The 24,612-nt window shown below is 52.9% G+C and carries 24 protein-coding genes and 1 pseudogene; 14 read left to right on the forward strand and 11 right to left on the reverse strand.

What is annotated here, in order from left to right; genetic code table 11:
* Window positions 1-165: 165 nt before the first annotated feature.
* The 5 genes from JSQ80_RS13180 (at window position 166) to JSQ80_RS13200 (ending at window position 4,361) form a co-directional block, all read left to right on the forward strand.
* Window positions 166-555 carry a GntR family transcriptional regulator gene (locus tag JSQ80_RS13180; protein WP_206095592.1) on the forward strand — a complete coding sequence of 130 codons (390 nt, stop codon included), beginning with the start codon at window positions 166-168 and terminating at the stop codon, window positions 553-555.
* Complete coding sequence (locus JSQ80_RS13185; protein ID WP_087431723.1) at window positions 552-1,427, forward strand: ABC transporter ATP-binding protein; 876 nt, start codon at window positions 552-554, stop codon at window positions 1,425-1,427. The genes JSQ80_RS13180 and JSQ80_RS13185 overlap by 4 nt, the downstream gene beginning before the upstream one ends.
* A complete protein-coding gene (locus JSQ80_RS13190; RefSeq protein WP_206095593.1) occupies window positions 1,417-2,418 on the forward strand; it encodes an acetoin ABC transporter permease in 1,002 nt (333 codons plus the stop codon). The genes JSQ80_RS13185 and JSQ80_RS13190 overlap by 11 nt, the downstream gene beginning before the upstream one ends.
* Before the next feature lie 67 nt (window positions 2,419-2,485).
* Window positions 2,486-3,409: an ABC transporter ATP-binding protein gene (locus JSQ80_RS13195; protein WP_206097584.1), complete on the forward strand. Its 924-nt coding sequence runs from the start codon at window positions 2,486-2,488 to the stop codon at window positions 3,407-3,409.
* Window positions 3,393-4,361, forward strand: a complete 969-nt coding sequence (locus JSQ80_RS13200) for an ABC transporter permease (protein ID WP_336245734.1) — start codon at window positions 3,393-3,395, stop codon at window positions 4,359-4,361. Before JSQ80_RS13195 ends, JSQ80_RS13200 begins: the two co-directional genes overlap by 17 nt.
* Before the next feature lie 125 nt (window positions 4,362-4,486).
* Here JSQ80_RS13200 and bioA read toward each other — a convergent pair whose 3' ends face one another.
* Complete coding sequence (bioA, locus tag JSQ80_RS13205) at window positions 4,487-5,848, reverse strand: adenosylmethionine--8-amino-7-oxononanoate transaminase (RefSeq protein WP_206095594.1); 1,362 nt, start codon at window positions 5,846-5,848, stop codon at window positions 4,487-4,489.
* A 233-nt stretch (window positions 5,849-6,081) separates the two neighbouring features.
* Between bioA and JSQ80_RS29490 the strand changes: the two genes are divergently transcribed.
* Both JSQ80_RS29490 and acpS read left to right on the forward strand, forming a co-directional pair.
* Window positions 6,082-6,207: a hypothetical protein gene (locus JSQ80_RS29490; protein ID WP_272491121.1), complete on the forward strand. Its 126-nt coding sequence runs from the start codon at window positions 6,082-6,084 to the stop codon at window positions 6,205-6,207.
* A 171-nt stretch (window positions 6,208-6,378) separates the two neighbouring features.
* On the forward strand, window positions 6,379-6,786 hold the full coding sequence (acpS, locus tag JSQ80_RS13215; protein ID WP_206095595.1) for a holo-ACP synthase: 408 nt from the start codon (window positions 6,379-6,381) through the stop codon (window positions 6,784-6,786).
* Window positions 6,787-7,014: 228 nt separating this feature from the next.
* Here the strand turns inward: acpS and JSQ80_RS29495 are convergent, their stop codons facing one another.
* Window positions 7,015-7,146 carry a hypothetical protein gene (locus JSQ80_RS29495; protein ID WP_272491122.1) on the reverse strand — a complete coding sequence of 44 codons (132 nt, stop codon included), beginning with the start codon at window positions 7,144-7,146 and terminating at the stop codon, window positions 7,015-7,017.
* Window positions 7,147-7,326: 180 nt separating this feature from the next.
* On the opposite strand from JSQ80_RS29495, the gene JSQ80_RS29060 reads away from it, so the two are divergent.
* Genes JSQ80_RS29060 through JSQ80_RS13230 form a run of 3 tightly spaced genes read left to right on the forward strand, consistent with a single transcriptional unit; the run spans window position 7,327 to window position 10,199 of the window.
* Window positions 7,327-7,740 (forward strand): response regulator transcription factor, encoded by a 414-nt coding sequence (locus JSQ80_RS29060; protein ID WP_240463653.1) that lies wholly within the window; start codon window positions 7,327-7,329, stop codon window positions 7,738-7,740.
* A gap of 12 nt (window positions 7,741-7,752) precedes the next feature.
* On the forward strand, window positions 7,753-9,717 hold the full coding sequence (locus JSQ80_RS13225; RefSeq protein ID WP_472850238.1) for an ATP-binding protein: 1,965 nt from the start codon (window positions 7,753-7,755) through the stop codon (window positions 9,715-9,717).
* Window positions 9,714-10,199, forward strand: coding sequence for a hypothetical protein (locus JSQ80_RS13230; RefSeq protein WP_087431716.1), 486 nt, complete (start codon window positions 9,714-9,716; stop codon window positions 10,197-10,199). Before JSQ80_RS13225 ends, JSQ80_RS13230 begins: the two co-directional genes overlap by 4 nt.
* A gap of 65 nt (window positions 10,200-10,264) precedes the next feature.
* Here the strand turns inward: JSQ80_RS13230 and JSQ80_RS13235 are convergent, their stop codons facing one another.
* From JSQ80_RS13235 to JSQ80_RS13250, 4 genes are all read right to left on the reverse strand, one after another.
* On the reverse strand, window positions 10,265-10,615 hold the full coding sequence (locus JSQ80_RS13235; RefSeq protein WP_206095597.1) for a c-type cytochrome: 351 nt from the start codon (window positions 10,613-10,615) through the stop codon (window positions 10,265-10,267).
* A gap of 140 nt (window positions 10,616-10,755) precedes the next feature.
* Window positions 10,756-11,232 carry an Lrp/AsnC family transcriptional regulator gene (locus tag JSQ80_RS13240; protein ID WP_206095598.1) on the reverse strand — a complete coding sequence of 159 codons (477 nt, stop codon included), beginning with the start codon at window positions 11,230-11,232 and terminating at the stop codon, window positions 10,756-10,758.
* A gap of 71 nt (window positions 11,233-11,303) precedes the next feature.
* Window positions 11,304-11,678, reverse strand: a complete 375-nt coding sequence (locus JSQ80_RS13245) for a DUF1634 domain-containing protein (RefSeq protein WP_206095599.1) — start codon at window positions 11,676-11,678, stop codon at window positions 11,304-11,306.
* On the reverse strand, window positions 11,678-12,514 hold the full coding sequence (locus JSQ80_RS13250) for a sulfite exporter TauE/SafE family protein (RefSeq protein ID WP_206095600.1): 837 nt from the start codon (window positions 12,512-12,514) through the stop codon (window positions 11,678-11,680). Before JSQ80_RS13250 ends, JSQ80_RS13245 begins: the two co-directional genes overlap by 1 nt.
* A 279-nt stretch (window positions 12,515-12,793) precedes the next feature.
* Here JSQ80_RS13250 and mutY point away from each other — a divergent pair, with 279 nt between their 5' ends.
* The 3 genes from mutY to def all read left to right on the forward strand — a co-directional run bounded on the left by mutY (window position 12,794) and on the right by def (window position 17,611).
* Window positions 12,794-13,897, forward strand: coding sequence for an A/G-specific adenine glycosylase (gene mutY / locus JSQ80_RS13255; protein ID WP_206095601.1), 1,104 nt, complete (start codon window positions 12,794-12,796; stop codon window positions 13,895-13,897).
* 252 nt (window positions 13,898-14,149) lie between these two features.
* Window positions 14,150-16,927 carry an endo-beta-N-acetylglucosaminidase gene (locus tag JSQ80_RS13260; RefSeq protein ID WP_206097586.1) on the forward strand — a complete coding sequence of 926 codons (2,778 nt, stop codon included), beginning with the start codon at window positions 14,150-14,152 and terminating at the stop codon, window positions 16,925-16,927.
* Window positions 16,928-17,080: 153 nt separating this feature from the next.
* A complete protein-coding gene (gene def, locus JSQ80_RS13265) occupies window positions 17,081-17,611 on the forward strand; it encodes a peptide deformylase (protein ID WP_206095602.1) in 531 nt (176 codons plus the stop codon).
* Window positions 17,612-17,669: 58 nt separating this feature from the next.
* On the opposite strand, the pseudogene JSQ80_RS13270 reads toward def, so the two are convergent.
* The 4 genes and pseudogenes from JSQ80_RS13270 to JSQ80_RS13285 all read right to left on the reverse strand — a co-directional run.
* A pseudogene (locus JSQ80_RS13270) lies at window positions 17,670-18,515 on the reverse strand (formylglycine-generating enzyme family protein); the annotation flags it as partial.
* 301 nt (window positions 18,516-18,816) lie between these two features.
* Window positions 18,817-20,028 carry an ROK family protein gene (locus JSQ80_RS13275; protein WP_206095603.1) on the reverse strand — a complete coding sequence of 404 codons (1,212 nt, stop codon included), beginning with the start codon at window positions 20,026-20,028 and terminating at the stop codon, window positions 18,817-18,819.
* The gene (locus JSQ80_RS13280) at window positions 20,021-20,557 is read right to left on the reverse strand and encodes a chromate transporter (protein WP_206095604.1); all 537 of its coding nucleotides are present in this window, start codon (window positions 20,555-20,557) and stop codon (window positions 20,021-20,023) included. Before JSQ80_RS13280 ends, JSQ80_RS13275 begins: the two co-directional genes overlap by 8 nt.
* 45 nt (window positions 20,558-20,602) lie before the next feature.
* Window positions 20,603-21,280 carry a chromate transporter gene (locus tag JSQ80_RS13285; protein WP_206095605.1) on the reverse strand — a complete coding sequence of 226 codons (678 nt, stop codon included), beginning with the start codon at window positions 21,278-21,280 and terminating at the stop codon, window positions 20,603-20,605.
* 345 nt (window positions 21,281-21,625) lie between these two features.
* Here JSQ80_RS13285 and JSQ80_RS13290 point away from each other — a divergent pair, with 345 nt between their 5' ends.
* A complete protein-coding gene (locus tag JSQ80_RS13290) occupies window positions 21,626-23,104 on the forward strand; it encodes an arylsulfatase (RefSeq protein WP_206095606.1) in 1,479 nt (492 codons plus the stop codon).
* 561 nt (window positions 23,105-23,665) lie between these two features.
* Here JSQ80_RS13290 and JSQ80_RS13295 read toward each other — a convergent pair.
* On the reverse strand, window positions 23,666-24,565 hold the full coding sequence (locus tag JSQ80_RS13295) for a transposase (RefSeq protein WP_206097588.1): 900 nt from the start codon (window positions 24,563-24,565) through the stop codon (window positions 23,666-23,668).
* Window positions 24,566-24,612: the final 47 nt, after the last annotated feature.

The following is a 24,612-nucleotide window of genomic DNA, read 5'->3' on the forward strand; positions in this document are numbered from 1 at the left end:
TGGAGCACGCAACTCCTAATGTAAAGATTATTTAATGTGCGGTCATTTCTACTTTTGCAACGGGCGAATCGAAGCTTGACACGTGCATATACGGAGTGTACTATGTGTACTAGTTGAAGTAGTACACTATTAGTGCCGCGAAATAAACGGAGAAAGGAGGATGTCATGTTTCGTTTGCAAGAGCGAAGTGCCACACCCATATACGAACAGATTGTGGAGCAAATGAAGGCTCTGGTTGCCAAAAATGTAATGCAGCCCGGAGATAAAGTGCCTTCGGTGCGTGAATTGTCCTCCATGCTGGTCGTTAATCCGAACACGGTCAGCAAAGCGTATCAGGAGTTGGAGCGTCAGGGAGTCATCGAAACGCTGCGGGGCAAAGGCACATTTATCGCGGAATCGGTTGCTCCACCCATGGCAGAGGAGAGGCTGATGAAGTTGAAGGATGAAATGAACCGCATTGCCGTAGAAGCGAAGCATCTGGGGCTCGAGCGGGAGGAGTTCATTGAGATGGTTAAACAAGCATGCGAGGTATGGTGGAGGGATGATGAATCATGATGCAAGTCGATGCTATACATAAGGCGATTGACGGAAGACCGATATTGCGGGGGGTCAGCTTCACGATTGAGCCCGGCCGTATAACGGGCCTCGTCGGACGCAACGGGACGGGGAAGACGACGCTGATGCGGACGCTGGTCGGCATATACGATCCGGATCAGGGCCGCGTTGCCTTTGAGGGAATGGACATCCATAAGTATCCGGAACTGAAGCGGGATGTCGTATTTGTCCCGGATGCGCCCGTGGCGCTAGACATGTACACGATTCGGGAATGCGCCGCTTGGTATGGGCAGATTTATCCGAACTTTGATCTGTTTTACTTTACCGAGGCGATGGAACGGTTCAAGCTGCCGTTGAATAAACGGGTCCGCACGTTGTCCAAGGGGATGAAGATGCTGTTCAGCACGGCGCTTGGCCTGTCAACGAAGGCCCGCCTCATTCTGTTCGACGAGCCGACGAACGGCGTCGATGCCGTAGCCAAGAAGCAGCTGTTGAGCCTTATCGTCGAGTCGTTGCGCGAGGATTCTTCCATTCTCATTTCGTCGCATATGTTGAACGAGCTGGACCGGATCGCGGACACCGTCGTGCTGCTGCGGGATGGCCGGACGGACGAGGCATGGGACTTGGAGCGGCTGCGTCAAAACATGAAGAAGCTGCAGGTTGTCTTTACGGAGACGGAACCGCCTGCTTGGCTGCAAAGGGAAGATGTATTCGTGCTGCAGCAGGTAGGACGCGTATATACCGTCATGCTGGAGTCGGACGAGGCGTTCGCCGCGCTGGAGCGGAACAATCCGATGCTCGTTGATGAGCTGCCGCTCTCGCTGGAAGATTGGTTCACGTGGAAATCGGGGGGTGACGGCGATGCAGCGTAGTATTTTCGTGCGGGCGTTATGGTGGAAGGAATATCGACAGACGCGGGTGCTGCTGTGGCTGATGATACTGGTCGGCTTTTTTTCAACGGCTTACCTGCACATGCGGGATTTCTGGTTTGGTTCCCAGCAAGTCCTTGAGAGACAATTGGAGTATTTGGCAAAAACACAGGAGTCGAATTGGTTGCTGCTCACCGATTATGGCGGTTTTCTGCTGCTGCTTGTGCTCGGAGGTTTTTTGCTGTCATTGTGGCAGCTTGGCCATGATCGCCGCAATCAAGTGAGCGAGCAGACGTTTGCGCTTCCTTATTCACGGTCGGTTATCTACGTGACAAAATGGATGGTGGGTGCCGCTTATATTGTACTTGTCGTTACGGTGAGCATGGCGTTGGATATACTCGTGCTGAAGCTGTCGCAAGCCGGAGCATATGTGCACATCATCGATTTTGCCAGCCGCGGATTTCACATTATCTTCGTGACGGTTGCGACCTACACGTTTACGCTGTTTATCGGTTCTTTTACGGGTTCATGGACGTCGCAGGCGGCATTTTCCATCATCAGTCTATATTTGCCTGAATTTTTTCGCTTGATGCTGTCCAATCTTATGTACGTCTTGATGGTACGCCCCGAATACCAAGAGCTGCGGATGCGTGGAACGTTCTGGGATAAGCTCAATGTGATGAATTGGGTGCTTTATGAGGGTGGGCATTATCCATACGCGTTCGTCGGAATCGTCTCCTTGCTGCTGTTTATTGCGGGCACGGTCCTCTTCTCACGCAATCCGCTCGAAAATAATGGCAAGCTGGTGCTTTTTCCTATGCTCGAGAAGGTATTCATTGCCGGATTTGTATTGTGCTCGGCATTGCTTTGCGGCAGTCTTCTAAAAAGCGCAGCTTTCTCCGGCCGCATTGGATATGCGGTAGGCGTTGTGGTTGGAACTGTCCTCGGTTATATCATTATCCGGACATTGACGCGCATGCGTATTCGGATTTAGAACGATACAGCGTGAACAACGAGTGCAGGCTAGGAATTAAGACAATGTCGCAGGAGGTAATGCCTTGATGAGCGCAGAGACCGTACTCCAGCTCAGAAACGTGACCAAAAAAATCGGGAAGCGCACGATTGTGGATCAGGTGTCGTTCGACGTTCCCGCAGGAGAAGTGTTTGGCTTTCTCGGGCCGAACGGAGCAGGAAAGACGACGACCATTCGCATGATAGTGGGCTTGATTTCAATGACCACAGGGGAAATTTACGTGAAAGGCATTTCCGTGAACAGGCAATTCGAGCGTGCCATGACCCACATTGGCGCGATTGTGGAAAATCCGGAAATGTATAAGTTTCTTACCGGCTATCAAAATTTAGTTTATTTTGCGCGGCGGCATACCGGCGTGACGGCCGACCGAATTGATGAAGTCGTGAAGCTTGTCGGGCTGCAGAAGCGGATTCACGAGAAAGTGAAGCGCTATTCGCTGGGCATGCGGCAGCGGCTTGGGGTTGCGCAGGCGCTGCTGCATAGACCATCTGTCCTTATCCTGGACGAGCCGACGAACGGGCTCGATCCGGCGGGAATACGCGAGCTCCGCGATTATTTGCGAACCCTTGCGCGGCAGGAGGGGATAGCCGTCATCGTCTCGTCTCATTTGCTGTCTGAAATGGAACTGATGTGCGATCGGATCGCCATTATCCAAGCTGGAAAACTGATAGATGTTCGCTCTATGAATGATCTGAAGAATAGGGTTGCCCATCGTATCATCGTTGAAGTCGAACAGCCTGAGCCGACGAAAGAGGTTCTGACTGCAATGCTGCCTGACATCGCCATGGCTGTACAAGCCGGACAATTGGAGATTACCGCAGACCGCGATCGGATTCCGGAATTAACGAGAGCGTTAGTCCAAGCGGAAATTGACGTATACGGCATTCGGACGGCGAATCAATCGCTGGAGGATCGATTCTTGGAGCTGACGAGAGGTGAGCAAATTGTCTAATTTCTATAGACTTGTTCAGAACGAGAATATGAAAATCGTTCATCGTCCCCGCACATGGGCCATGGTCGGGGTATTGATTCTCTCGCTTCTGTCATTGACGGCAATTTTGAAAATCGATCAAAACCCGAATATACAAAACAACAATTGGAAGCAGCATCTTATAGAGATGAATCAACGGCTGCAGCAGCAGATAGATGAGAAAAGCGCGGGTGCAAGCCAGGACATGAAGCTCCAACTGGAAGGCGAGATTAACAAAAATTTATACTATATTGAACACAACGTGAACCCATACGAAGTGACGATATGGAGTGTAGTGAATGGAGCGTCCAGTTTACTCGTGCTGATCACCCTCTTGACTGTTATTGTGGCAGCAGATATGCTTGCAGCCGAGTATTCATGGGGGACGATCAAGCTATTGCTAGTTGGTCCGGCTTCCCGCACTAAAATATTGTTCAGCAAATATATATCTACACTCCTGTTCGCACTATTTTTACTCGTGCTGAATTTCATTGCTTCTTTTGCGCTGGGCGGGATTGTTGATGGATTCGGCGCCGTCTCCCGACCTTCCCTTGCGATTGGCGCTGGCGGAATGGTAGAGGAAGGCTCGATGCTCATTGCCGTTGTCCAAAATTATGGTTTCAAAGCGATAGAACTGATGATGTATGTGACGATGGCGTTTATGATTTCTGCCTCTTTTCGCAGCTCTTCCATGGCGATTGCCTTCTCGCTGCTGTTCATGCTTCTAGGCAATTCGATGGTCAGCATGCTAAGCAAATACGAGTGGGTCAAATATTTGTTGTTCGCCAATGTGAACTTAAGCCAGCACATAAGCGGCACGCCGATTCGTCCGGACATGACGATGCTCTTCTCCGTCTCCGTATTGTTGGTCTACTTTGCGGCCTTTCATTTCGTTTCTTGGATCGTATTTACGAAAAGGGATGTTGCCGGATAGGGAAGGTAATTCTGTGTTATAAAACATAAATGATGCTTCATAGTTAGAGAAGCAGGTTGAGAAAGGGCAGAAATGAGAAGAGCGGGCGGGAGCTGATTATACAAGCTCCCGCCCGCTTTGGCGTTTTAGCCCAATACGCGGCGGAGCACACGCTTGGTGCGTGCGGCGATGTCGCGTATGTCGTCTGGCGTGGCGCATAGCGGCAGCCAGTAGTACAGGGTGTCGCCGAGCGGGCGGAGGATGAGTCCCTCCTCGAAGCCCGCTTCGTACATGGCCGCCCCGATGCGCCGCTCGGGCGGGAAGGAGCGGCGGCGTTCGGCATCCTCGTACAGGTCGAACGCCGCCACGAGCCCGAGCTGCCGCGCGTCAGCCACGTGCGGCAGCCGGGCAATATCGCCGAGCGCTTCCGCGAGCGCGGCGATGGTATCTTGCGCCCGTTCGAGGGTGCGCTCCGCCTCGAACAGGCGCAAGGAGGCCAATGCCACGGCGCAGGCCACCGGATTCCCGGTGAAGCTGTGCCCGTGGAAGAACGTCTTTTGCGTCGCGTAATCGTCGTAGAACGCGTCGTAAATGTCATCGGTGCACAGCGTGGCGGAGAGCGGCATGATGCCGGCGGTCAACCCTTTGCTCAAGCATATGATGTCGGGGCTGACCCCTGCGTGCTCGCAGGCGAACATCTTGCCCGTCCGCCCGAACCCGGTCGCCACTTCGTCCGCGATGAGATGGACGCCGTACGCCGTGCACAGTTCACGCAAGCCCTGCAAGTAAGCTGCCGGCGTCATAATCATCCCGCCCGCGCCTTGCAGCATCGGCTCAACGATGAAGCCGGCGAGCGTATCCGCCTCGCGCTCGAACAGTTCGCGCACTTGTGCCAGCGCCGCTTCCGCCACCTCGCGTTCGCCTTCCGGACCTGCCGCTCGCGCTTGGCGGAGATCCGGCGCCGGCATGCGGTGCGCATGGAACAGGAGCGGCTTGAACAGCGAATGGTACAGCTGGACGCCGCCAACGCTTACCGCGCCAAGCGTATCGCCGTGGTAGCTGCCGTCCAGGAAGGCGAACTTCGTCTTCGACGCGCGGCCGATCTGCTGCCAATATTGGAACGACATCTTGATGGCCACCTCCACCGCGGTGGAGCCGTTGTCCGAGTAGAACACCTTGTTCAGCCCCGCGGGCGTGATGCTGACGAGCTGTTCGGCCAACTCAATGCCCGGGGCGTGTGTCAGCCCGCTGAACATGATGTGATCGAACCGATCCAGCTGTTGCCGAATCGCTTCCTTGATGCGCGGATGGCCGTGTCCGTGCAGATTGCACCACCAGGACGATACCGTATCGTAGAACCGCCGTCCATCGGCATCATATATGTAGATGCCTTCCGCCCTTTCGATGAGAACATGATCGCGATCGGCGTAATCCTTCATTTGCGTAAACGGATGCCAGACATAAGACCGGTCTTTGCGCAGCAGCTCTTGCTTTATAGTCTCCTCCATTTGTTACCAGCTCCCTAGCGAAAATTGATTTCAATTAACAAATTCATATTGTTAACCTTATTATATAAATAATAGGTTAACAAATGTTTCTCGCGCTAGCAATACATCGTTGGATGACTGCAGCGGGGCGGCCCCCTCGGTCTGCAGCCTAAATAAAAGATTAGGCCGAGGGAGGAGCAGGATTTCATTCGGGGGGCGCTTATCTGTTTCCCACCACGTATGCGGCTGACGCGATGCGGAACGTGCTCTTGGCCGGATGGTCCACCGGCGTTATGTTGGACTGTGTCGTCTTGCTCGCCTATAGCGCCGTGACGATCTGCGTCATCAACAATCTGGTCAAATGGCGGATCGGCGAATAGCGCATGAATGGGGAGCAGGCCAAGCCGAACATTGCTTCCCTCCGCGCTTGATTCTCATGCTGCAGCAGTTGTATGCTCTTTATTAGTGCGTGTACAAAAGGGACTGCCGAAATCCTCTCTTTTGTTAGGGGGTTTACGACATCCGATGATAGAAAGGGAAGAGGCGGCGCAATGATTTATGGAATCGGACATGACATATTGGAATTGGAACGTGTAACGCGCCTTCTGAACGGCAAGAGTAAAGACCGCTTCCTGCAGCGGGTGCTGACGCCGGCGGAGCTTGTGGTGCTGAAGCAGCGGGAAGCGCGGATGGCGGAATGGGTGGCGGGCCGGTTCGCTGCGAAAGAAGCGGTCGTCAAAGCGCTCGGTACGGGAATAGGCAGCACGATCGGCTTCCTGGATATCGAGGTGCTGCCCGATTCGCACGGCAAACCGCACGCCCGTGTAAGCGATTCGGCCTGGAACCGCCTTGGCTTGCCCGCAGAATCCTATCGCGTTCACGTCAGCATTTCGCACCAGCCGAATTTGGCTTCGGCACAGGCCATCGTAGAGCATCGGCAACACGATGGTCGCACATAAGAAGGTAGCAAGGCAGCCACACACATCGAGCTTCGAGAATAAGCGGGGCAGAGCAGGGCTCAAGGGCAGCCTCTATTTCCCCTTGCACTTGGATGGAAGAAGTCCTGTTCCCCGTGGAGGGAGCGGAATCGGCATGTGAAGAATCTATTCGCTCAAACAAGTCATCACGCTGCTTTGGATGAATTGGACCACTTCATCCAGCGATTTTTGCCTCGAATCATACGTCTTCTAATACGTCTTCGCTTCAACCATTACGATATGCATCACTTTGTCATCGCTACGCATAAAGCCGCATAAATTGGGGGCGAGAATGGCGAGCGGGACGACGGGATCGCGGCACAGCTTGTGTTGCAATCTCATAATGCATCCTCCATAATGGGTGGTAATTCATTCGCTTGCAGACAACGGCATAACTCCTCTAGGTGACAACTGCCTGTCACATGTCACATGGGCTGGCGATGGCGGACGTCCGTCTTTGCCGCGGAGAAGTGCAGGATATAAAAATCCTGATGAGACAGAAAGGAGTTTGCTTGCGGACATATGGAGCATACGATTCTCGTCGTGGATGACGAGCCGCTAATACGTGAATTGATAGCGGATTATTTGGAGGATGAGGGATATGCGGTGCTGCAGGCGGCTAATGGAGCGGCAGCCGTCCGCCTCCTGCGCCGGCGGGCAGTGGACTTGGTCGTTCTGGATGTGATGATGCCGGGGAAGAATGGGTTCGAGGTATGTGAAGAAATCCGTTCCTTCTCCAATGCGATCATTGTCATGCTGACCGCCAAAGCGGAAGAGGACGATAAGCTGACCGGTTATGGGAGCGGAGCCGACGATTATGTCGCGAAGCCGTTCAGCCCGAAGGTGCTGGCAGCGAACATACGCGTGCTGCTGCAGCGCTGGAGTCATGCGGAAGCGGCTGGCGGTGCGGAGGAGACGGGCTTGGTTATCGATTAGGCGGCCTATGAAGTGCGGGTGGACGGATCCGTGCTCCCGTTGACGGCGAAGGAATTCGAGCTGCTTCGCTATTTGTCGCAGCATCCCAATCAAGCGCTTACACGCGACAGCATATTGGGACAAGGTATGGGGAATGGACTATTTCGGGGATGTCCGCACCGTGGACACGCACATCAAGCGGCTGGGCCGCAAGCTGGGCGAGCATGCGGAGCGCATCGTGACCGTAAGGGGGAACGGATACAAATACCGATGAAAAAGTCATTATTTGCGGGCAAGCCGCGGCTGGCCGTCAAGGTGTACTGGACGACAGCAATCGGATTTTTGTTGTTCACCGCATTGTTCATGCTGCTCCAGCTCATTTTCTTCGAGCCGTACTCGCTGACGATGCGCTCCAACGAACTGAAGAGTGATTTTCGGGCCTTATATGACGAGCTCCATGGACAGCATATCGATAAGAACTGGATGGCAAGGATCGCTTCCTTTGACGTGGAGCACTATTCCTTGACGGGGGTGGTGGAGAAGCGGGGGAAGGACGTTCGAGTATTTTTGGGTGAACGGCCTCAGAAGGCCGCCCGTGTACGCCAACAGGACGATCCAAGCCTCTATATTTTCCATACTTCACCGGGTGCTGCTGTCACTCCAGGTACTCCAATGAAGATAACTCCTATCGCTCCTGTGACGCCATACAAAAAAGTGGATCTCATTCCAACAACGCCGGCCTCCTGGTTCAGTCCGGATACGATGCGGCTGAATTTCGTGCTGGAAGAGAAGCTGGGCGACATGCTGCAGTTGCCTCTTGAAGACGGTCTTGCCGTCGAGCTGTTCAAGCAAGGGGCGCAGGACAAGAAGAACGAGCGGATTTGGGCGGCCCTAGCGCCTCTTTCCGAGGAGAATGATGCCGAACGCTACATGATTACGGTATCCACGCTGCAGCCGGTCTCGGATGCCTCCTCGCTATTGGGCGTCTTCTATCGCTACTTCTACATTGCGGCGATTGCGCTGCTGCTTGGACTTGCGTTGTTGTTCACGCGCATGATTTCGCAGCCGCTCGTGAAGCTGAACGAGATGGCAAAGCGCTTGGCGCGCCTGGACTTCTCCGCGCGTTCGGACATCAAGCGCGGGGATGAAATCGGGGAGCTCGCGGATACGTTCGAATTCCTCGCGACCGAATTGAAGGGTACGATGCAGGAGCTGCGTTCGGCCAACGAGCAGCTGCAGCGGGATATCGAGAAGGAGAAGCAGCTGGAGCGGCTGCGCAAGCGCTTTGTCGCCAGCGTATCGCACGAATTGAAGACGCCGCTCAGCTTGATTCAGGGCTATGCGGAAGCTTTGCGCGATAATGTGGGGCAGGGGGCGAAGCGGAACAAATATGCTTCGGTTATCGTGAGCGAGTCGGAGCGCATGTCGCGGCTCGTCCATGATTTGCTCGACTTGTCGCAGCTTGAGAGCGGCAAGTTCCGTATGCAGTGGAGCGAGGTAGCGCTCCGGATGACACTGCGCATCGTCCTGCAGGCGCTGGAGGCATTGGCGGCGGACTGCCGCGTGGCGTTGGTGTGGAATGTGCCGGAGGAAGAAATATTCGTGCATTCGGATGAACAGCGTCTGCAGCAGATTTTGACGAATGTGCTGACGAATGCGCTTCGCCACACGCCATCGGACTGCCGTGTGGAAGTGAGCGTGCGCTGGCCGCAAGACGGTGCTGGCAATTACGTTCAGGTTGAAGTGTATAACGAAGGCGAGCCGGTGCCGGAAGAGCATCTGCCGCACATATGGGATGCGTTCTACCGTGCGGAGTCCTCGGGGAATCGGGCCTCTGGCGGCAACGGCATCGGGCTTTCGATCGTGAAGCATTTGCTGGAGAAGCACGGGAGCGTCTATGCTTTCCGCAATGTGGATGACGGCGTGCGGGTCACGTTCACGCTGCCGGTATCGGATACGATGGAGAACGCCGGACAAACGGGGAGTGTTGCAAAATGAACGGTTCGCGCTGGATGAGAAGCAAAATGTACATCGCCGTATGGGCGGTGCTGGCGATTTCGCTGCTGCTGCTAATTCAAGGGAATGGGGAGAAGGCAATTTCCGGCGTCATTGTCGCCGGCATTGTGTACGCCGTTGTCAAATATTTCGGCGCCAGACAGGCGGAACAATCGACGGCCCAGGAGCAGCGCAGCTATGGCATTCTCGTGATTTGCGAACAAACGGACGGGGATGGGGATGAAATTCAGCATGAGGATCTGCTCGATGAAATATTTGCCGCGGGGAACGTTGACATCTCTTATCAATGCTCGGCGGAAGAATTGAGGGAGTGGAATCCGGCGCTTGACGTGCCGCAGCTCCCTTGCTTCATGGTGTTGAATGGAAGCAGTGCGGAGGAGCTTGAGGATCAGGTTAAGCAACCGCTCATCTATAGCTCCAATCATCAGGAAGTGATTCGTTTCATTCAAGAAAATAAGCTATAATACAGCGATAGGCCGCACACCATAATACAGGTGTCGGCCTATCGCCATATAACGGAGGGTTGCGTTTATTTCTTGCCCGCCAACCACTCGGCAACCTTCTCAATGTCGGCTTCGTCAAGACTCTTGCCGAGCGCCGGCATGCGGTTGCCGCCATTTTTAACCGTATTCACGATATCTTCTTTGCTTAACCGTTCTCCTACCTTCTGCAGATTCGATTGTGCGCCCATCAGCCCCTGCATCTCATCGCCGTGGCATTGCATGCAGCGCTGCTTGTAGACGGCGACGGCGTCTTCAGGGCCTTCAAGCGCCTTGGAGCTTGCACTCCCTCCGCCTCCGCAGCCGGCAAGCAATAGACCTGCAGCAAGCAATCCGATCGCGACCAGCGTATAACGTGAAGATGTATATCGTCGCAGCATCGCATATCCGCCCCTTTGTACCCAGTGCCCTAACGGGCAGTGTCTATGATCTTGTATACAATACAGTATAGGAAGTTTTTCCAACCCTAGGCAAGGCGTTATGCGCATTGTTGCCAGAACGTTCACATCTGCTCCAGAGCTTACAGCTTCATGCCCATACGGCTCTTATAACGTTTGATAAGAATTTGAGTCTCTACGCTCATAATGCCCGGCAGAACGTACAATTTCTCCTTCAGAAATTGCTCCATCTCGCGGTTCGTGGCAAACAGCCCATGCATATGCAGCTTGCTCGGACCGGTCATATGATACAGGCTGGTCACGCAAGGCTCGCCTGCGAGCTCATCAGCCGCCTGCATTAAAAACTTCGGCTCTACCTCCACATTAAAAAAGGCGGACACGCCGATGCCGATTTTTTCTGGATTGATGACGATCGTGAATTTCTCCAGCACCCCTTCTTCCATCAGCGCATTCACCCGGGCTTGAACGGCGACCCGCGACAGGTTTACTTCTTTGGCCAAGTCGGTGTAAGAAATGCGGCTGTTCTCGTGAAGGAGCGATAAAATGGTTTTGTCGATCTCGTCAAGCGACGAGGCGGGAATGTCGTATGGCTTGTGCATGCGCAGCACCTCCGTTGGGAAATGGGGTTGCTTGGTGCTTGGCCGGCCAGGAATCTGGATGCGGCAAACAATCAACCGATTTTTCCGAGCGTAAAGCTTATTATGAGAATAAGGAACACGAGCGACGTAATCGCGACGTATAAGTAATCTTTTTCCTTCAGAAATACAAAAATCGAGACCAATACGCGGAAGACCGGGGTCAATATCAATAGGGACAGTCCCCCCATCATGATAGCATAGGCTTTACCTTCGACGAGTCCGGTCACAATTCCTGTCACCGTTGTAGGGTAAGTTTGTTCGGGATAACCGCTTTGACCGGTAATCAAAAACAGCAGCAAGCCCGTTACAATGACGGCCGCGCTGGCTAGCACGCCGATACGCAAAAAGGTGCTGACGGCAGCTTCGACATCATACATTTTCTCGTCTTTTGTCATTGGTTCATTCATTACATACCACCCAATCCTTGTACAATCATTTGAACTGCGACATAGGCAAGTATAGGGATGAACAATTTGCGAATCGTCTTGTTCTTCAAGCGCTGCATGATTCGCGTGCCGATCGTGGCGCCGGTCAAGACGCCAAGCGCAACCGGGGCTGCAATTCTGGGATCGATGTCTCCCCGGAACAAATACACGCCGGCGCTTGCCGCCGCGGTAACGCCCATCATCAAGTTGCTTGTGGCGCTTGATACTTTAAGCGGGAGCTTCATGAACATGTCCATCGCCATCACTTTGAAGCTGCCGCTGCCGATGCCTAGCAAGCCCGAGATGACGCCGGCTCCATACATAACGCCGAATCCCCCGTATGGATTCGCGACATGGTAATGCACCTCTTGCTGCAGCGCCTTGTCATAATAATGGCTGTGCAGCTTAAGCTTTGTCGCCAACGGATGGGGCTCCGTTTTTTCGGGCAGCTCATCCTTCGCCTTCTTAATCATGGCCAAGGCGGAGTAGAGGAGCAGCAGTCCGAAAATGACGTACAGCCAGTCGGGCGCGATGATGGCGCCGAGAAAGGCCCCCGATATGGCGCCGACCGTAGTGGCTATTTCCAAGAACATGCCGACACGCAAGTTCGTAATGCGGTCTTTGATATAGGCGATGGCCGATCCGCTCGAAGTAGCGATGACCGAGATGATGCTGGCTCCAATAGCGTGGTTGATGTCCACCCCGAACAGCAGAGTGAGCGCAGGCGTCACGATAATGCCGCCACCCAGGCCAAGCACGGACCCTACGATACCGGCAAAGACGGAGATGAGTAATATCTTCAATGCAAAAAGCGTCAACAGCAGTTTCTCCCTTCCATGTTTATTCACGGATGTGACAATAACAAAATGAAAACAAAATACAATATTTAATTACGTTATTTATATAAATGCCACACCTTTATTTCATTATATATGATAAAATCGATTTTATCTTTCTTTTTGTATAACAAAAACATGAATGTCCCACAGTTGTTCTTTGCTGGAAAGGATTGAACTAATGATAAAGGTTGTATATCGTTAATAGCATGAATGATTTAGTATGTGCATTATTCATCATTTGGAGTGGGGGAGGCCGTCATGGACGAACAGAAGCGTTATTTTAGCCGCGAGCTGTTGATATGGTATCGGGCCAATCGTAGAGACCTGCCTTGGCGGCGTCATAGCAATCCGTATTACACGTGGGTTTCCGAAATTATGCTGCAGCAGACGCGGGTCGAGACGGTGAAGCCGTACTTCGAAAGATTCATTGCAAAGTTTCCGACGGTGGAGGCGCTTGCCGATGCGCCTGAAGAAGAGGTGCTTAAGGCATGGGAAGGGCTCGGCTACTATTCGCGTGCGCGCAATCTGCAGGTGGCGGCCAAGGAAGTGAAGACGCAATACGGCGGCCAAGTACCCGACGACAAGGCGAAGGTATCCGCCTTGAAGGGCATTGGGCCGTATACGTCCGGTGCCATAATGAGCATCGCGTTCAATCGACCGGAGCCGGCGGTGGATGGCAACGTGATGCGGGTGCTGTCGCGCTATTTCCGCCTGCATGACGATATTGCGAAGCCGGCTACGCGCGCCCATATGGAGCATCTGGCGCAGGAGCTCATCCCGGAAGGCTGCGCTTCGGACTTCAACCAAGCGCTGATGGAGCTTGGTGCGCTGGTTTGCACGCCGAAATCGCCGGCCTGCCTGCCGTGCCCGGTCATGGAACACTGCGCGGGCCGCCTGGCGGGCGAAGAGCTCGAGCTTCCGGTGAAGACGAAGGCGAAGCCGCCGAAGCCGGAGCTCCGTTATGCGGCGTTAATTGCCGGCACGGGCGAGCATGCAGGCAAAGTGTTGGTCCGGCAGCGTCCGGCGACCGGATTGCTTGCCAAGATGTGGGAGCTGCCGCATCTGCTCGTTCCGAAGCAAGCCGGGCTCATCGGGATGAGCGAGTCCGAGGCGATGGATGTGCTGCGGGGCGGCTTGCTTGCGCAAGGAATTGACGCGGTGCCAATCGATAGATGGGTTGACGCGGAGCATACGTTCAGCCACATTCATTGGCAGATGCGCGTCTTCCGCTGCGAACTGCGGGAACTGCAGGAATTGAAGGACAAGGACCGGACTGCCTACCAGTGGGCGGGGCCGGAAGAGATGGAGCAGTTGGCATTTCCGAATTTATTTTTACGTATATTAAACGATTATTTTCAGTAACCCATAAGCGGTTTTCACGGAATTCCTTTCAGTGGAATAATTAAAGGTTTGGTAGATTAATTAAAGGCGATTGTCCGAATGGGGACGATTGCCCTTTTTTTTATCGCGCAAACGTTTACAATGGACATGTCGAATGGTGGAAGCGTTATCTTTTTTTTTTGATTGCGCTTCATTCCGGTTACGACGAAAAACAGACAAAGACCATTTCCGTGAGAAAAACATGCACAATGGACAACTTGGAGGGGGATTATGATGAAACGTTCGAAACCAACTGTTCTTTCCCGCAATAACATGAAACGCAAATTTGCAGTATTGCTCAGTACGGCGATGCTTGCCGGGGCGCTCACCGGATTTGCCGGTCAAGCACACGCCGCGCAGCCTCATTCGTCCCATTGGTATCCGGACACCTTGCTGGAGTGGTCGCCACAGACCGATAAGGATGCGGCATTCAACCGCAGTTCGGTGAAGCTGAATGCCGAACGGGTGCAGGGCCATAAGGTGAATCCGCATGCAAAGACGGAGCCGAAGGTCATGGCGCTGGCGTCCATGTACAAAAATACAAGCGGCGCGCCTTCGCAAGGGAACGATCAGTTCCACGGATATGCGTTCAGCTACTGGCAATACGTAGATAAGCTCATTATGTGGGGCGGTTCAGCAGGGGAAGGACTGATCGTTCCTCCAAGTGCGGATGTCATTGATGCAGCACATAAAAACGGCGTTCCTGTATATGGAACCGTATTCCTCCCGCAAACCGAGCATGGCGGCAAAATCGAATGGATGCGCGACCTGCTGCAGCAGAAGGAAGACGGCACATTCCCGGTCGCTGACAAGCTGATTGAAGTTGCAAAATATTACGGCTTCGACGGTTGGTTCATTAACCAAGAGACGCAGGGCGGAACGCCGGAAGACGCACGGAATATGCAGAAATTTTTGAAATATATGCAAAAAAACAAGCCGTCTGACATGGATGTTATCTGGTACGACTCCATGATCAAAGAGGGGCCGGTGAAATGGCAAGGCGCGCTGACGGATAAAAACAGCATGTTCCTCCAAGACGGGGAAGAGCGTGTGGCCGATCATATGTTCATCGACTTCCGTTGGCAATTTAAGAAAGAAGGAAAATATGATTACATCACGCCGTTCCAGAACTCGCCACAGGCTGCAAATGGCTTGAAGCGCGATCCTTACGAACTGTATGCCGGCATGGACTTGGAAGGCGGCGGCGGTTATCAGGGCGAATATAACTTCCCGGTCTTGTTCCCGGAAGAGGGCAAAGCAGTAACATCGCTCGGCCTTTATCGTCCGGACTGGGCATTCAATACGTCCAAGACGAACGAGGAGTTCATGGAAAAGGATCAGATTCTATGGGTAGGGGAGAACAAGAATCCGGCGAATACCGTGGAAAACGGTAAAGCATGGCGCGGTATTGCAAACGATGTCGTGGACAAAACAGTGATTACAAAAGCTGATTTCATTACCCATTTTAATACGGGGAACGGCAAGAACTTCAGTGTATTCGGGAAAACGGTGCGCGACCGCGAATGGTTCAACCGCAGTCTGCAGGATATATTGCCGACTTGGCGCTGGATGGTTGACGAGCAAGGACAGAAGCTTGCGCCAAGCTTTGATTTTGACAAATCGTTCTATGGCGGCAGCTCGCTGAAGCTAAAAGGAACGATCGCGCCAGGGGCGACGACGAATGTGAAGCTATTCAAGACCGACATTGCAGCAACGACTGCTTTGCAAATGTCGCTCATTTATCAAGCGAATGAAAGCGAGTCTGCCGACATAAATATCGGCGTGGCTTTTGAGGGAGCGCCGGATGAGTATAAGATCGTGAAGCCGTCGTCCGCCAAAGCGGCTGGTGCCAAAGGCGATTGGACGCGTGCAGTCTACGACTTAAGCCCGTATGCAGGCAAAAAGATCGTTGGAGTATCCGTGCAAGTCGAAGGCAAGACAGGAGATAACCTGTACTCCGTCAACTTAGGGGAGCTGGCTATACGCGACCTGAACGAGAAGGCGGCGGCAGTGGGGCAAGTATCCGACATGAAGCTGCTCGAGAATGATTTCCGTGACGGCATTTATGCAGATGCGCGTCTGACATGGAGCCCGCTGGGCGACGATGTGATGTATTATCAAGTGTACCGTGTCATGCCGGATGGCTCCCGCGAGTTCGTCGGCGCGACAGGCAACAACTATTATTACGTGTCCGAGATGAAGCGCAGCGGCATGGAGAAGGAGACGCAGCTCGCGGTCGTGCCGGTGAACCGTCATTATGACGAGGGCCGTGCGGCCGTGGAATCGTTCGAGTGGCCGGCATATCCGACGCCGAAGGCGGACTTTGAGGCCGATATTACCTTTGTAGCGCCGGGCGAAGCTGTGCAATTGACGGACAAATCGACCGAAGTCACGACCGAATGGGAATGGAGCTTCCCTGGCGGTACGCCTGCTTCCAGCGCGGAACGCAATCCGAAGGTGAGCTATCTGGAAGAAGGCACGTATGAAATTACGCTGAAGGCGAAAAATGCAGTCGGCGAAGACGTAATGTCGAAGTCCAAACTGATTACCGTATCGAAAGAGGCGGCATTCCGCTCGGAGGATTTGGCAGTCGGAGCGAAGACGGAGGCGTCCAGCTTCGTGAATGACAGCGAAGCGCCGGAATTTGCCGTCGATGGAGAAATGAGCACGAAATGGTGCGCCGTTGGAAGCGATGAGCATTGGCTGACGGTTGACCTTGGTCAAGCGCGCGATATTACCCAGTTCGTCGTTGATCATGCGGAAGCGGGCGGCGAATCGCCAGCCTTCAATACACGAGAATTCAAGATTCAGCTAAGCATGGACGGCAAGGACTGGAGCGATGCCGTAACTGTGACCGACAACGAGAAGGGCACAAGCAAGCACGCGATCGCGAAGACAGAAGCGCGCTACGCCCGCCTTGTCGTGCAGAAGCCGACGCAGGGTGGGGATACGGCGGCCCGCATTTATGGCTTTGAGGTGCTTGGCTTGAAAAACAAGCCCGAGGCAGAATAAATATATCATGTGAATCGTTCACAAAGATGAAAGGCAGGCCGGAAGCAGGTTCCGGCTTGCCTTTTTCTCTCCTTCCATTTCCATCTTGTGTTATAATCAGAGCAAATTAGAACCGCGTGGCAGTGTCAATGGCAAGATAAGGAGTGAACGAAGATGGCGGTGCGTACGATTCTCCCTTTCGGAGAGGCGGTATTGCGAAAAAAATGCAAGCCGGTGACGGAAGTGAACGGACGAATTCTGTCCCTGCTTGACGATTTGAAGGAAACACTATACGCAGAGGAAGGCCGGGCGGGATTGGCAGCGCCGCAGATCGGCATTCTGCGCCGGGCGGTTGTCATGGACTGTGGCGACGGATACCGTGAATTCATGAATCCGGAGCTGCTGCATGCAGAAGGGGAGCAGGACGGGATGGAGGCGTGTTTGTCCTTCCCGGGATATTACGGAAGGGTCAAGCGATACGATTACATTCGGGTTCGGAGTCTCGATCGCAGCGGCGAGAGAGTCACGCTGGAAGCGGAAGGGTATCTTGCCCGCTGCATCCAGCATGAAATGGATCACTTGGACGGCGTCCTATTTGTAGATCGCGTAGTGGATGACTTCATCATTCACGAAGCGACGCATCAGCGCGTGTCCCTGCTCGACGTGTTGCGCGTAACCAACCGGAATGTGCAGCCTACGCAATGACGCTCCCATAATCGTAGAAGTCCTGCTTTCCCTTGAGGAGAGCAGGACTTCTTTGCTTTTACAAGTCTTTCGCACATCGAAAGCCTATATTTCCGGTAGAGCTATCCGGTGTATTTTTGCTCCGTGCGCCCACGCGGTAACGGTTGCAGTATGATTTGTGGCATAAATAGGAGCCGCCCTTCATTGTGCGCTCGATTCCGGCTTGGGGACCGCGCGGGTTGACCTCCGGACCGCGTTCCGACGGATTGGCGGTAAACCAATCGGCACACCATTCCCATACATTTCCTGCTACGTTGTAAAGACCGTAGCCGTTTGCTTGATACGCATCGACCGGAGCCGTTCCGACATAACCATCGCTTGCGTTGTTTTTCACCGGGAATTTGCCCTGCCAAATGTTGCAGCGATGCTCTTGATCCGGCTTTAATAAATCGCCCCAAGGGTAGCGTTTGCGCTCAAGTCGCCCCCGTGCCGCGAATTCCCACTCGCTCTCGGTCGGGAGCCGAACCCCTGCCCAATTGCAGTAAGCTTGGGCATCATTCCAGGACACGTGCACGACGGGGTGATTCATCCGTGCGGCAATCGAGCTGTCCGGCCCTTCCGGATGAAGCCAAAATGCGTCATGAATGGCCAGCCACCACGGGGTAGATGCAGGGCTGCCGATAGCGCCCGCTATCACACTCTCCGAGGCGAGGAGGTGAAACACAAATGACCAGCCGAACCGTTCTGCCTCGGTAACATAGCCCGTCGCCGCGACGAAGCGGGCGAAGTCTTCGTTGGTGACGGCGAATGGCGAGATTGCGAAGGCATCAACGTTCACTTGCCGCATCGGCCCTTCTCCGTCTGCCGGGAAAGCCTCTGCATCCTCTGTTCCCATCCAGAACGATCCGCCCTGCAAACGGACGAAATGCTCGGAAGCAGGAGGCTGGGCAATCATGCCCCCGGAAGAGAGCATCCCCGTATGATCAAGCAGCCTTAAGGCAGCGTCGGCTGCTGCGCTGGAATAAGGACTGTCGGCATCCTGATTTAGATGAGATGAAGCATGCACTCCGGAGCAACCAACGGAAGCCGGTTGCTTGCCACCAGCAGCTTGGGGCTCCGCGGAGAAAGCAGCGTTGCGTTGTGCTGCGCAGCATGCCTTCAGTTCCTCCGCTTGGGAGGAACGATTCATGCTGTTATCTATCTCGTTGTCCATCATCATGACCTCCTTATACTGCTGTGATGCAATCCAATATCATAAGGCCGGCCCCGATGGCCAACGCTTCCTCTCCGTAGCTTCCTTTGCTGAAAACAACCTGATATTGCGGATAATGATACGTTTTGCGAATGGCCGTCTGGGTAGCGGTATAGAAAAACATGTCGTTGGAGCTCATTAGCGGCCCGCCCAATACGACCTTTTCAGGATGAAGAACATTCAGCAAATTTGCAAGGCCGATGCCGAAATAGGTGGCTGCTTGGGTGACCAGCTCCGTTGCGAACGGATCGCGCCGTTGTAAAGCCTCCATAATGTGCGAAAACGTAACAGATTCGGAGCGTTTCACCATTTGTTCCAGCAAGCTGCGGCGTCCCATACGGAGGCCCGCGTTCGCTTCCCGTTCCAAAGCATATACGGTGGCATAGGAGTCCAAACAACCGTAATTGCCGCCAGCCGAGCGATGCGGAATCCCGTCCGCTTGAATGATCATCTGGCCTAATGCGCCCTCCATATCAACCGCACCGTATATCAGCTTGCCTTCGGACATCATAGCGGAGCGAAGCCCGATACCAACATGGACGTAAAGCATATGCTGCACATTCAAGGAACGGTTCGCCCAGGCCTCTGCCCGTATCGCCGTGTTTGCGCCATTATCAAGCTTGATAGGCATCTTCAGGCTCTCTTCCAGCTTAGAGATAATGGGGACGTTCTCCCAGCCAGGCGCTTCGAAATAACTCGGATGCAAAATAACGCCGTCAAACCGGTTCAAAGGTCCAACAGCGCCTATTCCCAAGCCGAGTACATCCTCTGCTTCCAATTGATGCTTCTCCAACCAAATTCGTATTTGTCCCGTTACTAACGCCATCAAGGTTTCAGGCGTCATTTGCCGATTCATCGTCCATACGAACGACTCCAGCTTCGCCCCTGACATATCCAGCATAATAAGCCGGGAAGATGTGCGCGAAATGTCCAAGCCGAAGGCGTATCCGTATTCCGGGCGCACGCGATATAATATCGGACGGCGTCCGCCTGTCGAGACGCCTAGCCCGCTTTCTATGATGCAGCCAAGCGAAACAAGCTCTTCCAGCACACGAGTAAGCGTGCTGACCGTGAGTCCGCTGTCCTGAAGCAGATCATGTTTTGAGATTTCATTTGTGCGGCGTATTTGTTGAAACACTTCCTTGCCTTTCAAGGAAGTTATGCGTTGTTCCAAAGTCTTAACCATATACGATAATCCCCGCTATTCCTGACAATAGGATGACGGCAATCGGATGCATGCGGAGCTTCATGAGCGCCAATATGGCACAGACGAAGATGCTGACGGGAAGAAGAAATCGCCAGTTCCATCCGGATGCAAAGTCGGAGTGCATCGTCATGTTGACAGCCGCATAAGCGATTAAGGCGATGACTGCCGGCTTCATGCCGTCGAGTGCAGCTTGCACCCAATGATTATCATACACGCGGTAGAAAATAGTGGCAACCAAGAACATGATAAGAGTGGAAGGCAGAACAATCCCGAGAGACGTAATTAAGCTGCCGGCCCAGCCTGCGGCCATGTAACCCACATAGACGGCGCTGTTCATCGCAATCGGGCCTGGAGCCATGCCCGCAAGCGCAACCGCCTCCGTATACTGCTGACCGGTCAACCATTGATGCGACAGCGCCTCATGCTCGATGACGGGCAGCATAGCGTAACCGCCGCCGAATGATACAAACCCCAATTTGAAAAATGTCCAAAATAAGTCCCATAACATGCTGCATCCTTCTTTCTGCGTGAATATGGGGTATATGGCTAACTTTTATCCCTGAGCTTGCTTGGATTGGTGTTGATGATTTCCCAGCTTTACATTTGAATCTGAAGGCTTGATTTTGGAAGCAGTGCCGCGGCGGTCATGTTTATGATTGCCATGTTGATACCATTCCATTGCGAGTCCGGCTGCGGAGCCAATAGCGAGCACGAGAATTGGATGAATGGGTGTCCACAGAAGCAGCGCCGTCGAAGTTAGCGTAACGACCCACGCAAAAACATTGCGGAGCGATTGCCGGCCGAGTCGAACCGCCGCATAGACGATCAAGGCGATTACGGTTGGTTTGATGCCAGCGAGCGCGGCTTGAACGTAAGAGTTATTCCGGAAGCCGGTTGCACCGGCGCATAACAGCAGCATGATTACGATCGTGGGCAGCGCAATGCCGATTACGGATACGATTAGTCCGGGAATGCCTGCTACACGAAAACCGACGAGCGCCGCGACGTTGACTCCGATTCCGCCGGGTGCGGCTCCAGATAAAGCCGTAATCTCGCTCATCTCATTGGTGCTAAGCCATTTGCGTTTTTCAGTCAGCTCTCGGTCGATTGCGGGTAATATCGCATAACCTCCCCCGAAGGTGGTGGGTCCAATTTTCGAGAAAATAGAAAATAACTGGAATAGAAGGGTGCGCTTGGGTACATTCAGCGTATTTGTTGCCTGTCCGTTCATAAGGTAATCATCCCTTCATGGAAAATAAAATCCTTTCAATACTAAGTATAGCTTACTTTATTTCGTTTTGGAATAAAGAAATGGCTGTCTCATAAAAATGGGCAACTCGATACTCTTTGGAAATGGGAGCTGTACAGTTGAGGGGCGGTGCTAGAAGCTTGATGAAACACGAATAGATTAGAGTCGCTATGATTGGGTATATTTATCCTGATAATTTTGACCTGGGCGAGAGGCGTATTGAGAAATTGATAGTTGCAGCATACTTTCATTCATATTAGTATTAAGTTGCACGAGAGAAGGAAAATGTTGCGATTATTTAGTCAATATAAATTAAGGAGACTGACGATGACGCACATGAAAACCACTTCCAAAGGCCCGAACGTATTGCTCATCACGGTTGATCAGATGCGATTCGATAGCTTGAGCATTGCGGGACATCCGATTGTAGAAACGCCGAATCTGGACGAACTAGCGCGCACGGGAGTCCGTTTTGACCGTGCTTATTCGGCGACACCGACATGCGTTCCAGCCCGTGCAGCCATCTTTACTGGACAGTCGCAGCGTTCTCATGGACGTGTCGGTTACCGGGACTGTGTTCCATGGAACTATGACACGACGCTGCCGGGTGAATTGGCGAAGGCAGGCTATCATACGCAATGCGTGGGCAAGATGCACGTGTATCCCGCACGCAGTCTGCTAGGGTTCCATAATGTTGTCCTGCACGATGGGTACTTGCACCATAACCGTTACCGCCATAACGTCCCCGCACAGGAGCACTTTGACCAATTGGACGATTATTTAACATGGTTAAGAGAACGCGTGCCGGGAGCCGACTTGACTGATCTCGGCTTGGACTGTAATGCTTCGACGGTTGCGCGTCCTTGGCATTTGCCGGAGATGCTTCACCCTACGAACTGGTGTGTGACACAATCGATCGATTTTTTGCGCCGACGCGATCCGAGTAAGCCGTTCTTTCTTTGGATGTCGTTCGTACGACCCCATCCGCCGTTCGATCCGCCGCAAGCTTACTTGGATTTATATAAAGATATCGAGATTCCGGATCCCCCTGTCGGGGACTGGACGGATAATGAAGATCCAACACAGGAAGGCCTTAATCCTGTCACGTTCCGAGGCAATGTGCCGACGCGGCGGTTGAAATATGCCATGGCTGCCTATTATGCGTTGATTACCCATCTGGATCACCAGATCGGACGGTTCCTTCAGGTGTTGAACGAATACGGGGAATTGAATGATACGATCATTGTGTTCACATCGGATCATGGCGAATTGTTGGGCGATCATAACCTGTTCCGCAAGTCGCTTCCGTATGAAGGCAGTACGCGGGTTCCGTTTATCATAAACGATCCTGGCAACCGTCTCGGCTTGAAGCGGGGCACTGTAGCAGAAGAGGTTGTGGAAATGCGCGACATTATGCCGACGCTGCTGGATGCTGCCGGCGTAGCAGTGCCTTCAAGCGTGGAAGGGAAAAGCGTTATCGGGATAGGTCGTGGAGATGATGATACGGATTGGCGTGATTATCTTCATGGGGAACAAGCCCAGGGCAATGCATCGAATCATTGGGTAACGAATGGAAAGGAAAAGTTTATCTGGTTCTCGCAGACGGGAGAAGAGCAGTATTTCAATCTGGAGCAAGATCCGAATGAACTGCATAACGCCGTTAACGATCTGGGCGCTCAGGAACGCGTGGGGCATTGGCGTTCAGTGCTTATTCGCGAGCTGGAAGGGTGCGAAGAAGGATATAGTGATGGGGAAAAGCTCGTTATAGGGCGCAAACCAATAGCCTGTCTCTCTCATATATTATGAAGATAACGGTTTGAATCAGGTCAGGGGGTCACGCGAGTGACTCCTTTTTACATTTTTGTTCTCCTCTGTTGTATCGTGCTGGGGGAGAAGATACTCTCTATTCGAATCTTATGGCCACTCTCCCCTTCGCTCAGATTACAACGATTCATGATTACCCCAAATGCTCAACCGTGCAGTTATGGGGCATTAAGTGCGTAGTCGAGTGCCTAAGCGAATGGTAAGAAGGCATCAAGAGCGTACACAAGTGCCTAAGCGTATGGTAAGAAGGCATCAAGAGCGTACTAAAGAACCTAAGCGTATGGTGAGAAGACATCAAGAGCGTACTCAAGTGCCTAAGCGCACGGTAAGAAGGCATCAAGAGCGTACACAAGTGCCTAAGCGTATGGTAAAAAGGCATCAAGAGCGTACACAAGTGCCTAAGCGTATGGTAAGAAGGCATCAAGAGCGTACTAAAGAACCTAAGCGTATGGTAAGAAGGCATCAAGAGCGTACTCAAGTGCCTAAGCGCACGGTAAGAAGGCATTAAGAGTGTCCTCATTGCTCAATTATGCCGTATGGCGGTTATGCAGCTGCGTGACGGGCTGCGCAGTCTGAGGTGTAGCGTTGAATTGAAAAGGTAGAAGACATACATGAAGAAAGTAACTTATCCCATGTGGAGGCAAGAGCGGTGTCTGAATTATAACGGAAACAAAATTCATCCAAATACCTCTGAAGATACTTGGCTCCTATCCCATGAAATGTTTTACTCATCCAACTCCGTGCTTGATCGAATGCTGAGTATAGGGGGCCATGGCGATCGACCCGAAAACGCTGGCGAACGATAGACATTTCGGAAGAGATCGGCGAGACATGCTGAGCATTGAAGCAGTCACATGCGGAGCGGAGCAGTAGCTTATGGGACACGTATTCCCGCTTCACAAGCTTCATCTTTACATTAAACAACTGCCCATCCGGTGTGACGGATTCGGCGATAATAAGGGGAGTTTCCCGAGGATGAAGGTCTGCTGTTGAAGGATATGAGTGGCCATGGAAGGCCACAATGCCTCGTATCTCGCCCTCGAGCGGCTGGCTGGCATCGGTTTGGCTAATCGCAGCTCGGATCTTGTGGAGCATAGACCAGGCAGTCTTGTATGTGACCTTGACAATAGAGCTGAGCTTCACTGCATTTATTCCAGCATCAGAACGGGAAACGAGCCAGAACGCCGTAATCCATTTCCGCAGGGACGTGCGGCTGCCTTCCATAACTGTCCCTGCAGTAAGGGAAGTCTGATGTTGGCAAGATCGGCACTCGTACAGAGGGAGTCGGCGCGTTCGAATGGCATAGGCATGGGGATGATGGCAACGTGGACACACAAATCCTTGCGGCCACTTCAATTGAAACAAAAAGGGTACACAAGAAGACTCTGTACAAAAATAGCGTTGCAGGTTCTCAAAAGTGTCGAAAGCTTGCCATCTCTTCATCGGATTAACCCCCTCAATCCATTCTAATAAAAAATCATAAAATTGGA

Source organism: Paenibacillus apiarius (genome assembly GCF_017052585.1).
Lineage (GTDB): Bacteria > Bacillota > Bacilli > Paenibacillales > Paenibacillaceae > Paenibacillus_B > Paenibacillus_B apiarius.